The following is a 12,045-nucleotide window of genomic DNA, read 5'->3' on the forward strand; positions in this document are numbered from 1 at the left end:
CGGTAAGCGGACCCGTCGCGGACATGCTGCTTGGTCGCAGATTGACCCGAGGGCGATTCTCGGCAAGTCCGCTCTGCTCACGTCAGTGCGGACATTCGGGGCTCAGCGCGGTCAGGACCTCTTGGACTTAGACGATGGTGGTTTTCGCCGCCGGCAGCACGCACGAGCGTGCTTCGATGTTCTCAATGCGCTCTCGGGCTTTTGCTCATCCGCCGCAGCGCAGTCGCGGCCGGCCCGATTCAGCAGGTAACGTGAAAAAGGCCGATCTTCTTCGCATGCGAGCTGTTGAACGTATGAATCACCTCGGGGGTCGGCTGCAACAGGACCGCGCAGCCCTTTTTCGAAAAATACGCCTCCGTACGCGCACACGGGTTCCGTCGTCGGAATTAGCGCGTGCGAGGCGACTTCATCGTTTATCTCGAAAAGCCGCAACGGTGGTCGGCGGGATGCTGGTCTACATCGCCGGCGAAATCTGCCACGTCGACCCATCCTCTAGTTTGACGATGTGGCTTTCGGACGAAAACGGTAATTTTGACAAGAGTTCCGATCCTTACACCGCGCTGAAATGCCGCTCCACCGGAGCGCAGCGCGACGGCGCTCGTGCACAGATACTGGAGCCGCAGCTTACGCCTGTGTTTATCAACCAACTCCGAGTAACGATCCCATGCACCGCACGGCAAGATTGAGCCTGTATGCGGAACGGTTGATTCGGCTCTTCGTTGGCCTTTCTCCACCCCCTAGGAGGAGGCCACAATGGCAATGGCAGCAAATGAAAGAGAGACTGGGAACCTGATCGGCAGCGACAAGGTCGAAGGAACTGCGGTGTATGGACCTGACAACAACAAGATCGGATCCATTCAACGGGTGATGATCGATAAGCTCAGCGGCACGGTATCCTATGCCGTACTTAGCTTTGGCGGGTTCTTAGGAATCGGAGACGACTATTATCCTCTGCCTTGGCAGTCGTTGGAATATGACACGACACTAGGTGGCTACCGCACGAACGTCACAGAACAACAGCTCCGCGGCGCCCCGAAGTTCGGCAACGACAATGATTGGAACTGGGCAGACGCAAGCCGAAACCGCACGGTCAACAATTATTACGGCTATTGATCAAAAAAAGCCGCCTAGAGCGGCCCTTTTTCTGTTCGGGCGAAAAGGGGAGCTGTCGGATGGTTTCTGCGAGGCGGTGAGGCGGACAGCGGAGTGGTTCAGCGGTGCTGAAACATAGCTCAACCGGGCAACTCGATTTCAGTCTCAAAGGGTGCGGCTGGACCGTTTAATGCTCGCGGGTGAGGAAGCCCATCGGGTTCATGAGCCCGTTCAACTCGGAGCTTCGATTTCTTGCTCATTCGTATGACTCATGTAGTTGGGCCTGTCCTTGCGGGCAGTGGCGCGCCCCTCTAGAGCGCGGCCCCGCCTTGCTACTGGGCTAGGGGAGGCGGGTGCCGTGCCGGGCCACGGACCACCCCGGCCAACGTGGCCCATAAAAGCAAAGCGCCCTTGCGTCAGTTGATCGGTAAAAAATTGGCGAAGGTTTTCCGACGAGTCCAAGCAGAAAAGGAGACGCGGAATTCGCGCGACGGGCGCGCTGCCCGACTGAGTGCGACAGAATTTTCCATGCCCAAGATCCCATCATTTCTGTGGACCCCATCGATTGCCTTGCCAAAACCGAGCGAAAAAGTGCCATCTGAATCAACGCGTCTAGTCTTGAGTGCAACGTTAGAAAGAACTTGCGAAGCCGTAAGCGGTAAGCGGTACAAGGTCGGCCACGGGAGCTGATTATTGATACGAAAAGTATCGTACGGGGTTGAGCGGTGTCAATACCAAAAGTATCAATTCGTCAGATAAAAGCTGCACGAGCTTTGCTGGGCTGGTCGCAGGATGACCTAGCCGTTCACTCCGGCATTTCGGTTCCGACGATCAAGAGGTTGGAAGCCACGGACGGAGAGATTGGTGGTCGGGTCGAAACCCGGAAGGCTCTCGTAACCACGCTGCAGGAGGCTGGGATCAAGTTTCTTTCCGACAACGATGGTGGACCAGGTCTCCGCATGGCGAAACGACAACGTCGATCCCGATAACTCTAGAGCTCGAGCAGTAAGATACCTGGCCTGATTGACCCTCCTGCGAATCGTGTGTCGATGCTTGCTGACAGCTAAAAGCGGAACGTTAAGCGATGGCGACGAACAAGAGGCGGCGCCGCATGATGAAGGTATCGGACGACGGGTGTGACGTCGCCACCGATGAGTGGGATAGAGCTTCACCCTACAGCATGGTGCTGTCGCCGGCCGGCCATCGAACGTTTAAGTCAGCTCAAGGTGGCCGCAGGTCTTACAACTCAGTTTGAAGCGCAGCGGCGCGAATTATCAAGAAGTCAGCCAGGCATGCCTGGTATCACATCGAGGGAATTGAACGGGACTGCCAAACAATTCTGGTAGCTTTAATAACCTGCGAACACATTGATTGAAATCCTAGCCGTTTCACGTTCCGATGGTGTTGACCCGCGTGTCTATCTACGCGCGATGAACGAAAGGTTCGATCTCCACGTCGATGAGGACGCCGGTCTTCGTGCTTTGGCCGTTGGATCGAGTGAAAGTCTCACGAGGCGCCAGGCGCCGAAGGACTCGGTATTCGGTAGATTTGGCCAACAGACGGCGATCGACGTCGGTGCGGTGACGGCGAGCTTTCTCGATGGACTGACAGACGCCGAGCGGCTCCGGCTGCGCGACTTGTTTTGACCAGCGCACCGCGGCGGTCGGTGCGATCCTGACCAAAGTCACAGCTCACGGGCTCCGCAGGCCCATGGCGGACCCTTTTTGCATTCCCGGTAAGCGCAATGACATGTATGGGAATGAGTGTGGGTCGGAAGGAAAAGTGCTAAATTACTCAATAAATTCAGGGATGTTGGCGGAAGGGGTGGGATTCGAACCCACGGTACCCTTGCAGGCACGCCGGTTTTCAAGACCGGTTCCTTAAACCACTCGGACACCCTTCCAAGTCATTGACATTATTAGCGAAAACGATTTCAGCCAGGTTGGCAAAGTGCCTGTTGCTACTGAAATTGCTACTGAGTTTTCTTAGGTGCCAGTGACAGGCGCGTTATAGCAGGGGCAAACGCCAAGTCGAGCCGCGCAGCCGCGTCTTCCTGCAAGGTCCCGATAACATGAGAATAGAGATCGAGGGTGATTGCGATCGAGGAGTGTCCCAGGCGCTCCTGGACCACTTTGGGGTGGACGCCTTCTACCAGAAGCTGGGTCGCGTGGCTGTGGCGCAGATCGTGAAACCGCAGCCGCGGCAAATCCGGTTGGCGCCCCATCAGGTAGGTAAACTGGTGGGTGAGGCTGGTCGGCTGCAAGACCTCCCCATCCTCGCGGCAGCACACCAGCGTCTCACCGGTCTGCCTGACGCCCAACTGGAGCAGGTTCTCGGCCTGTTGACGTTTCAACCTGCGCAATTCGTCGACAGCGAAGGCGGGCAGGGTGACTGCGCGGGCCTGGTCGGTCTTGGGGGCTTTGAACCGTAGCCCAGCCTTGGTCTGCTCGACACTTTCCATTACCCGCAGGGATGCGCGGTCGAGATCGACATTCTTCCAGCGCAGTCCCAACACCTCGCCGCGGCGCATTCCGGTCGCGAGGGCCATCAACACCGGCCAATAGGTGTGGGTGTGCTTGATCGCACTCAGAAACTCTGCCGATTGTTCGGCCGTGAACACCGCCATCGGCTTGCGTTCAACTTTTGGCTGCCGCTTCCTGAATGCGTCAGCCGGATTGCGGGTCAGCAGCTGTTGCTCAACCGCGCGTGCCAACGCCGAGTTCAGTATACGATGGATATGCTGTCGGGTGCGTGGCGCCAAAGGTCCTTCCTTGCCGTCGCGCCGGCCACCGGTCGCCCAAACGTTATATGCTTTTTGGATGTGGGACGGCGTCAGCTTGGTTAGCGGCAACTTACCCAGCGCCGGCGTCAAATAGCCATCGACCACCTCGGCGTAACGTTCGTAGGATTTAGGAGCGACTTCGCCCCGGACGGTGGCGAGCCAGTCCACCAGCCATTTGCCGAGGGTAATACGATTTGGGTCGACGTGCTCGCCGGTGTCGAGAGTACGGAGGCGTCGGCGTAGCTCGCGTTCGGCGTCCTTGCGAGTACCGACCACTGTGGCAGTGGCGTAACGGTCCTTGCCGGTGGCCTTGTCAGTCCCCAAGCTGTATCGGATTTCATAGGATTTCGGCGAGCGTTGTCGGATGTGGCCGGTTGGACGCATGGTTAGCCTCGCTTACCCTGCTGCTGACGGTTGAACGCAACGCGATGCGACGTTTTGCAAAACTGGGAGTCGGCTCGCTTGTCAGTGCCTGGCCCCATTTCGAACCAAGCCCCACAATATCGGCAAGTACCGAATTTGACGCCGCCCGCCGCCTTATTTGCAAGTTGGATCCAAATCGCATTCAGCAGGCTCGTCGCTTCGAAAATGAACCGAAAGCCGCGTTTTCGATCGGCGATGAGACGAAAGCGCCCAACATCCTCTTCTTCCAGAAGACGTGTAAGGATAAGGGCATCCTTGAGCGGGATTGATTTCTTGCCTGAATTTTCGGCTTTCATCACTTGGCGAACCAAGCGCGCGGCCTCCAAAATATCCTCGACCTTCTCGCCGCTATATCCATCGTCCCGACTAACGACACCGCCGGTGTCGGTTGGATAGAAACTGCCGCCGCTAGGGGTATCTTCATGTGCTAAATAGCCGTGGCGATTAGCGAAGTTGAGCACGTGCTCCGGGGATCTAACTCCTGCAAATTCTGCATAGAGCATTTCGTTTTTGACCAGCGGCGTTGTCTGGATCCATTCGCCGCCGTTTCGAATGATCGTCTGACCATAGCGGCCCATGTCGGCTAGGCGGTAGCCCAACGCATCCCGCCGCCAATTCAACATCACGGGGATCATGGCTGTTACGCCTTTGTTACGCTTGTTACGCCTATTCCGAATAGGCGTATCTAATGGATACGCCAGATGATAGCCTTCGTCAAATCGACGCAGGACAGATTCAGATGAGCTTTCCCGAGACTGACGAAAACGAGCTGACCTGGTCCGTACCCGAGGCCGGCAGCAAGGTACGCCTGTCTAAGAACGCTGCCTACGCGGCGGCGCGGCGCGGCGAAATTCCAACGATCCGGTTTGGCAAAAAGCTGCGTGTTCCGAAGGCTAAATTCTTGAAGATGCTTTCGGCTGACGGCGTGGAAAACCGCCGTGGCGAAAGCAAAGAATAAGAACGAACCGATTTATGGCCTCGCAGCCCTCAGCATTCACAAGCACCGAGCGCCTTGCCCAAGCGCTCGGCTTGCGCCGTATGGGCCGGCGTTATGTCGGCTCGTGCCCCGCTTGCGGGTATCCAAATTCGTTTATTGTTTGCGATGGAGCGGATCAACCGCTGGTCTATTGCCACGCTTGCCAGGACATCGACGCGGTTCTGGCTGCGATTCGCGGCCGCGGTCTTTGGCATCATCGTGCCAATACCCAAGCTAACCTCGCGCAGACGCAACCGCTCGAATTGTCGCGGGCTGGCGTAAGGGCGCGTGAACTGTGGATTCAGGCGGCTGCTGCCAAAGGGACGCTGGTCGACGTCTACTTGCGAAGCCGTGGCATCGTCGCGCCGATACCGCCGACAATACGATTTCTGTCTGTCGCCAAGCATAGTCCGACCGATCAATCGCTACCAGCCATGATCGCTGCGGTGACAGTCTGGCCGGAGCGACGACCTTGCGCCGTGCACCGGACGTTTCTGGCCGTTGACGGTAACGGCAAGGCGCCGGTGGATACGCCGAGGATGACGCTCGGCCCATCTCGCCGCGGCGCTGTCCGTTTGGCTGAAGCGGCCAACCTCTTAATGGTAGGCGAGGGCATCGAAACGTGCTTGTCCGCAATGCAGGCTACGGGGCAACCGGCTTGGGCGGCACTTTCCACCGCGGGACTGCGCAGCCTTGAAATTCCAGAGCACGTCAAAGAAGTAGTCATTCTTGCCGATGGCGATCTGCCAGGAGAAGAAGCTGCCCAATCCGCCGCGCGGCGCTGGGTAGGCGAAGGGCGCCGCGTTCGTATCGCCAGGCCACCGAAAGGGAAGGATTTCAACGACGTTCTTCTCTGCGGTGTTCGCGCATCCGGGGAGCGCGCGAAATGAGCGGCGTAGGAATAGGTCGTATCGCTGCTGCTATCGACGCCGCTGAGGATTTTAGGGATCCTTTGAACGACTTGGCCGCTCGCACCGCAACTAACGCCGGCGCGGCCTTCGCGCCCGAAATGCTCGGCCGTCTAGCAGCCCTCAAGAAGGACGACCCTGCCAGCTTTGAGATGTTGCGCTCGGACCTGAAGAAGGCGGGCTGCCGGGTTACGGCGCTCGACAAAGCCGTCGTCGCGGCCAGCGACGATATCCGCGGCGGTCGGCCCAAGCAGGCGGACATCTTGATCGAACTCGCGCAATCCGCCGAACTGTTTCACACCGAAGATGGGATCGGCTTCGCCGACCTCAACATCGACGGTCATCGGGAGACATGGCCGATCCGCGCCAGGGGGTTCCGCCGCTGGCTCACGCGCCGATTCTTCGAAAGTACCGGCGGCGCGCCGAACTCCGAGGCGATGCAATCCGCCTTGAACGTGATCGAGGCCAAGGCAGATTTCGATGCACCTGAACGTAAAGTCAATATCCGAGTCGGCGGGCTTAACGGCCGACTGTACCTCGACTTGTGTGACGCAGCTTGGCGCGCTGTAGAGATCGACGCTTCAGGGTGGCGTGTAATCGACAACCCGCCGGTGCGCTTCCGCCGCGCCGCGGGAATGAAACCTCTCCCCGATCCCGTAGCCGGAGGGTCGGTTAAGGACTTGCGTTCTTTCCTAAATGTCAAATCCGACGCCGACTTCGTGCTGGTGATCTGCTGGGCGCTCGCCGTGTTGCGTAATTTCGGCCCGTACCCGGTGATGGTGGTGTCGGGAGAGCAAGGCTCGGCTAAGTCCACCTTCTTCGCAATCCTGCGGGCGCTGCTCGATCCGAACACTGCACCCTTGCGCGCCCTACCACGCGAAGATCGCGAGTTATTTATCTCCGCAAACAACGGTCACGTCCTTGCGTTCGACAACGTGTCAGGACTTCCCGCGTGGATTTCGGACACATTCTGTCGGCTCGCCACCGGTGGCGGCTTCGCCGTGCGCCAGCTCTACACTGATCAGGACGAGGTGCTGTTCGATGCCGCGCGCCCCGTAATGCTGAACGGCATCGAGGAAATCGTTACCCGGCCGGACCTCGCCGACCGCGGCCTGTTTTTGACCTTGGAACCGATTCCTGAGGAAAGGCGTCGACCTGAGCAGGAAATGTGGGGGGCGTTCGAGGCTGTGCGTCCCCTCATCCTCGGCGCGTTGCTCACCGCCGTGGTGGAGGGCCTGAAGCGGCTACCCGAGACGCGGCTCGAAAAACTGCCGCGGATGGCGGATTTCGCACTGTGGGCAACTGCCTGCGAGCCGGCGCTGTGGTCTGCCGGCACCTTCTGGTCGGCCTATTGCGGCAACCGCGAGGAGGCGGTGGAAGGCGTGATCGACGCCGATCCAGTTGCCGTCGCCGTGCGCGCGTTGATGGCCAAAGGAACGGTGTGGACTGGGAATGCCTCGAACCTTCTGGCCGCCTTAGCGGAGTTATTGGATGAGCGCGCGCTTAAGTCCAAGGCTTGGCCCGATAGCCCTCGGGGGTTGGCGGGCAGGCTGCGCCGTGCGGCGACTTTCCTGCGCAAGATCGGCATCGAGATCAGCTTCGGGCGTGAGGGAAGGGCACGAACTCGCACGATCAAAATCACCACGCTTCCGACTCAAGCCACGCCAGAAAATGGTGGGCAAGAACCGCCCGCACCGTCCGTATCGTCTGCATCCCAGGCGAAATCCAGTTCCACAAACGGCTTGGCTTCAACAACCCTGCGGACGGTAGCTAACAACGCAGACGGTAGTGGCGAGGCAAATGAACCGCCAGTCCGCGCCAACCCATTGGAAACTAATGGTTGTGCGGGTGCGGACGATACGGACGCAAATCCCGCACATGAATCTGTGGAGCAAGAAGACCGCGCGCAAGGATGCGCCCAATGTGGTGGAGAGCCGGATGGCAAAGAGCAGTTTTACACCATGAATGGGAAGGGTGTCCGGCTGCATCCGGAATGTAAGCGCTTCTATTCGGTCGATCACGAAAACTCCGCGACAACAACATGAGCACGCTGTGCGCAACCAGCACCGGACGGGCGCCGCTGATTACCTTGGGCGCACATGAACCGCCCTGGAGGACGAGAATCAGTTCCTCCGACTTCCCCAGGGGAGCCATTGAAAATTGACAAGCAACCCCATGAACCAGAGCCGTGTCACGACACAGCTGACGAATATCAGGTCGGCGCCCCGCTGCGGCGCACGAAACCGCGCGGGCACGCCCTGTCAGTGCCCGGCGATGCGCGGTCGGAACCGCTGCCGACTGCACGGTGGGCGTAGCACCGGCGCGCCCAAGGGACAGGGCAACGGCAACTTCACGACCGGAGAGTTCACTGCCGAGGCCATCAAGGAGAGGCAGTGGCTGACGTTGGTCGTTCACACCTACGCAAAGCGGGAGCCGTCATGAGCGTGACCGAAAGGAAATCTGTCCAAGTCCGGGCACTTGCTAAGAAAGATGCCGTTCGGGTGAAGCTGGAGCGCATCAACTGCGACGTTGCCAGGTCACTTCCACCTGATGGCGACGAACAAGTCTGGCTTGATCGGCTCCAAGCCGCACTCGGCACTGCCTCGATCGAGTTCGTCCACGCGACCTTGTACCAGCTACAGGCCGCAGCGCGCCTGCCGAACAGTGGGCTGTCGGAAATCGCCGTCAATGCCGCATTGGCTCTGATCGAGGGCGAAAGGCCCAGAGGCGAGACTGAATGCGCCATAGTGCTGCAAATGGCCTGCCTGCATGCAGCCACCATGGCAGTTCTTGGTCGATTGGGCGGCGGCCATGGCGGTGACCGTCATGTCCTTGCGGCTGCGACAGCGGCAGGCCGCTTATCGCGATCGTTCGCCATTTTGGTCGAGACATTGCGCCGGCTCAGGAACGGCGGTTCACAGACAATCCGCATCGAGCGGGTCGACGTTCGCGACGGAGGTCAAGCCGTGATCGGAAACATCGAAAACCCGATGATAGGAAGGCCGTGAGCTGGAAAACCCGATAGTCGCAACTTTAGAGCGGCTAGCTGCTGCCCTTCCAACATTTGGGAGTTTTTCAGAGTGCCGCGAGCAGGGGTAGCCGCACCACGCCTCTGAGGGGAAAGGCGGCCAGAACGTTAGCTAATATATGCATTTTAGCGCGCGACCAACTGTATTGCTGCGATGGCGGCATCGCGCGATCATCTTGCGTGACAAGCCATAGCAGCTACTGTGGGTTGCTGAAAACATAAAATGGTTTGCAACAAGAAAGCGCGGGTATGCGCTGATGACCGACGACGATAAGCTAGGCGAACATTGGTGGCCGAAACCACTCGCGCATGTCCGGGATGTTGATCCCTGGGCCGACACAGATGTCGTGGTCGCGGAAATTCGGAGCTTTGATGATTCGCCTCATACTGGGCATCGTCATGTTTTCTCCGCGCTCGTTCCTGTCTCCGACCTGGCGGAGTTGGAAAAGAATCTCGCCCGGTTTGAATACGGCCTTCAGACGAGCGGTCCCCACCCGTCGGCTAGCCCCAGTCATCCCTACACACCGAAATTTTGGATCGAGGCAGAAGGTCCGCCCAGACGCACCTACGAGCCGCTCGTGCTGAGCTGGAGGTCACACGACAAGACGGTCCTTCAGCTCGACCCCGGCTTCGCCATGACATACGGCCTTGTGCCACGGCACCTCGGCAACGGGGAAACGCGCTGGGATGATCCGACGGCCCCAATCTACGACGTCGCTAGCGTCTCCGCTCCGTCCGTCTGGGATTTTCCCTCGGGAACGACTGCGTGTGTCACCGTGAAAAGGGATTATCTGCGGGATTATCTCACCCTGCGCCAGATGGCATTGGTGCAGGTCTACTGGGAAATGCGCTGGGGGCGTACTGACAGGGCGATCGAGACCAGACTTGGAGGTACCGAAGGCGTGGATATCCATCTCATGGATCGCCGGTACGCTTTGCGCCGGTCGTGGGACGACAAAGCGGTCATTGCGGCGCAAGTCTGGGGAGCGCGCGTGATCGCGGAGCCCGGCGCATTGCCGATCTCCGAGAACGCACTGGAAAAGGACGGTCTGATCTGGCCGGGCTACAAGGAGCCCGTGACGGACGCCATGGCAATGCAGATGGGCGTGATCGATATGGTTTACGTCAGCGACACAGTGCTTGCCGGATATGAAGGCAGACCCGAGTTTCGTGTCAATCCGAAGAGTGGCTCGGTAGGCTTCGGGACGCAGTGGACCGTCGGGTTCTGTGACCGGATCGGGCGGGATCTCATCAGGCTTGAGCTGAAGAAGCTTTATGAGGGGTGTCCGCCACATATCACGAGGGATTGGCATCGCCATGCCGTCGCGCCCCCCTCAAAGACCGAGCTCGTACGCATGGCTAAGGAACGCGATGTTGGCACCCGGGCGGAGCAGCTAGTGTTTGCGCTCGTCGCGCTGGGCGAGAGCCTGTCCCGTCTTGCCGAGGCGATACCCCTGGCGGGCCTGTCGCCGGAAGATTTCGTCGGCTTGAGAAGGAAGGCGCTCGAATATCACGGCTGGTGGACCTTCGATAACATCGAGCCCATAGCCCGGCATATTCCGCTGGCGCTGACGGAAGACGGCTTTCTCGATCGGTGCATGGACCTCAATAAGCTCGTCACGGAAGGTTTGTCCGAGAAAAGCCTGCGCCTCGTCCTCAGAGCGCTCGGCGTTCCGGAGGAGGCGGTCGAAAAGCTGCGTGCGCTCAAGCTGCTAGATTCTCTTTTATGCATGGCACAGCTTGCTGAACAGAAAGGCCTTGAGTTACCGCGTCAGGGAAGAGAGGTCTGGCAACGACTTCAGCGTGACGGAACAGAGCCAGCGCAACCGATCGAACGTCTCTTTTCGCTCTACGAACTGCGCGTTCTTGCGGGCCACAAGGCCAGCAGCAGGCGCGAGCGCCTGACAAAGGAACTGAAGCGCTTCAATCTCACTCTAGGTGGAGTTGGGTCAGGATACGGGCTGCTTCTCGACGGCGTTTATGAGTTGGTCATCCACGACCTTGAAGCTGCGAAAAATAAGATCAATGCTGCGCTTGCCGTCCGCAAGCCACCGGCCAGCGTCGTCGAGCATCCGAAAACTCCGTGGAAAGCCAGCACACCCTCGCCAGCGGCTAAAAAGCAAGGACAGCCTCATCGGAAACGGCGTCGAGATCGTCGCAGGCCAGGGCCAAAATCAAAAGAAAAGCCGCCTTGGGAGTAGAGCGCCAGACTTTACCCCAATTTTCTTGCTTCCGGTTGAACGCTAGTGAGTGGGGATAGGCTGGCACAGGCCGCCGCTGTTGCGGCGCTCGCCTTGGCCTTGGCAGCCGGGGGCCGCAGGCCCGTTACTTTATCGCCATTGTCAAGATCAGCCCCTGGGTGAGGCCCTCAGGATGAAGAAGCTCCTTATCATTCTTGGCGCAGGTAACAGCATTCCGGTCGGAATGCCGTCGGTCTCGGATCTCGACAAGAAAATGTTCGAGTGGAGCGATGGCTGGTCGCCAGCCCCTGGACTGGAGAACTATTACCGAGCCGTCTGGAATGGGGTGGAACAGTATTACGCGGCCAGCCTAGACAGCATCAAGCCTTGGCCAAATTTCGAGAAAGTCCTGGGCGAGATGGTCGGTCTTGCATTGCACGCCCCCGCCCAATATCGCGAACCAGGCCACCCGTCGCCACCCGACATCGCCGAATTGATCGACAAGAGCGGCTTCGAAGTGTGTTCGCCGAATCGGGTGGCGATCTGGCATAGTGAGTTCACCCAGGCGACTCGTCGCCTGAATGCGATCGTTGATTGGCTTGACGGCAACGCAGACGATAGCATTTTAGCGGGAACGAAGCCCTGACATGAAGAAG

The 12,045-nt window shown here is 59.0% G+C and carries 12 protein-coding genes and 1 tRNA gene; 10 read left to right on the forward strand and 3 right to left on the reverse strand.

Going from position 1 to position 12,045, the window contains the following annotated elements:
* Positions 1-134: 134 nt before the first annotated feature.
* The 3 genes from RX328_RS25565 (at position 135) to RX328_RS25575 (ending at position 2,081) form a co-directional block, all read left to right on the forward strand.
* A complete protein-coding gene (locus RX328_RS25565; RefSeq protein ID WP_213253140.1) occupies positions 135-686 on the forward strand; it encodes a hypothetical protein in 552 nt (183 codons plus the stop codon).
* A gap of 73 nt (positions 687-759) precedes the next feature.
* Positions 760-1,113 (forward strand): PRC-barrel domain-containing protein, encoded by a 354-nt coding sequence (locus tag RX328_RS25570; RefSeq protein WP_213253162.1) that lies wholly within the window; start codon positions 760-762, stop codon positions 1,111-1,113.
* Between the two features lie 704 nt (positions 1,114-1,817).
* Positions 1,818-2,081, forward strand: coding sequence for a multiprotein-bridging factor 1 family protein (locus RX328_RS25575; RefSeq protein ID WP_213253139.1), 264 nt, complete (start codon positions 1,818-1,820; stop codon positions 2,079-2,081).
* Positions 2,082-2,905: 824 nt separating this feature from the next.
* Here RX328_RS25575 and RX328_RS25580 read toward each other — a convergent pair.
* The 3 genes from RX328_RS25580 to RX328_RS25590 form a co-directional block, all read right to left on the reverse strand.
* Positions 2,906-2,995: transfer RNA gene (locus tag RX328_RS25580), tRNA-Ser, on the reverse strand.
* Between the two features lie 69 nt (positions 2,996-3,064).
* Positions 3,065-4,258 carry a tyrosine-type recombinase/integrase gene (locus RX328_RS25585; protein WP_213253138.1) on the reverse strand — a complete coding sequence of 398 codons (1,194 nt, stop codon included), beginning with the start codon at positions 4,256-4,258 and terminating at the stop codon, positions 3,065-3,067.
* A 2-nt stretch (positions 4,259-4,260) separates the two neighbouring features.
* Entirely contained in the window at positions 4,261-4,932 is a 672-nt protein-coding gene (locus tag RX328_RS25590) for a hypothetical protein (RefSeq protein WP_213253137.1), read from the reverse strand.
* Positions 4,933-4,985: 53 nt separating this feature from the next.
* Here RX328_RS25590 and RX328_RS25595 point away from each other — a divergent pair, with 53 nt between their 5' ends.
* The 7 genes from RX328_RS25595 to RX328_RS25625 all read left to right on the forward strand — a co-directional run bounded on the left by RX328_RS25595 (position 4,986) and on the right by RX328_RS25625 (position 12,035).
* Complete coding sequence (locus tag RX328_RS25595; protein WP_213253136.1) at positions 4,986-5,255, forward strand: helix-turn-helix domain-containing protein; 270 nt, start codon at positions 4,986-4,988, stop codon at positions 5,253-5,255.
* A gap of 14 nt (positions 5,256-5,269) precedes the next feature.
* Positions 5,270-6,163 (forward strand): toprim domain-containing protein, encoded by an 894-nt coding sequence (locus tag RX328_RS25600; RefSeq protein WP_213253135.1) that lies wholly within the window; start codon positions 5,270-5,272, stop codon positions 6,161-6,163.
* Positions 6,160-8,226, forward strand: coding sequence for a hypothetical protein (locus RX328_RS25605; protein ID WP_249726669.1), 2,067 nt, complete (start codon positions 6,160-6,162; stop codon positions 8,224-8,226). Before RX328_RS25600 ends, RX328_RS25605 begins: the two co-directional genes overlap by 4 nt.
* 229 nt (positions 8,227-8,455) lie before the next feature.
* Positions 8,456-8,623 (forward strand): hypothetical protein, encoded by a 168-nt coding sequence (locus RX328_RS25610; protein ID WP_317258500.1) that lies wholly within the window; start codon positions 8,456-8,458, stop codon positions 8,621-8,623.
* The gene (locus RX328_RS25615; protein ID WP_213253134.1) at positions 8,620-9,189 is read left to right on the forward strand and encodes a hypothetical protein; all 570 of its coding nucleotides are present in this window, start codon (positions 8,620-8,622) and stop codon (positions 9,187-9,189) included. Before RX328_RS25610 ends, RX328_RS25615 begins: the two co-directional genes overlap by 4 nt.
* 277 nt (positions 9,190-9,466) lie before the next feature.
* Complete coding sequence (locus RX328_RS25620; RefSeq protein ID WP_213253133.1) at positions 9,467-11,410, forward strand: hypothetical protein; 1,944 nt, start codon at positions 9,467-9,469, stop codon at positions 11,408-11,410.
* Between the two features lie 172 nt (positions 11,411-11,582).
* Positions 11,583-12,035 carry a hypothetical protein gene (locus RX328_RS25625; RefSeq protein WP_213253132.1) on the forward strand — a complete coding sequence of 151 codons (453 nt, stop codon included), beginning with the start codon at positions 11,583-11,585 and terminating at the stop codon, positions 12,033-12,035.
* The last annotated feature ends 10 nt before the right edge of the window (positions 12,036-12,045 follow it).

Origin of the sequence: Bradyrhizobium sp. sBnM-33, from assembly GCF_032917945.1 — a bacterium.
Taxonomy (GTDB): Bacteria; Pseudomonadota; Alphaproteobacteria; order Rhizobiales; family Xanthobacteraceae; genus Bradyrhizobium.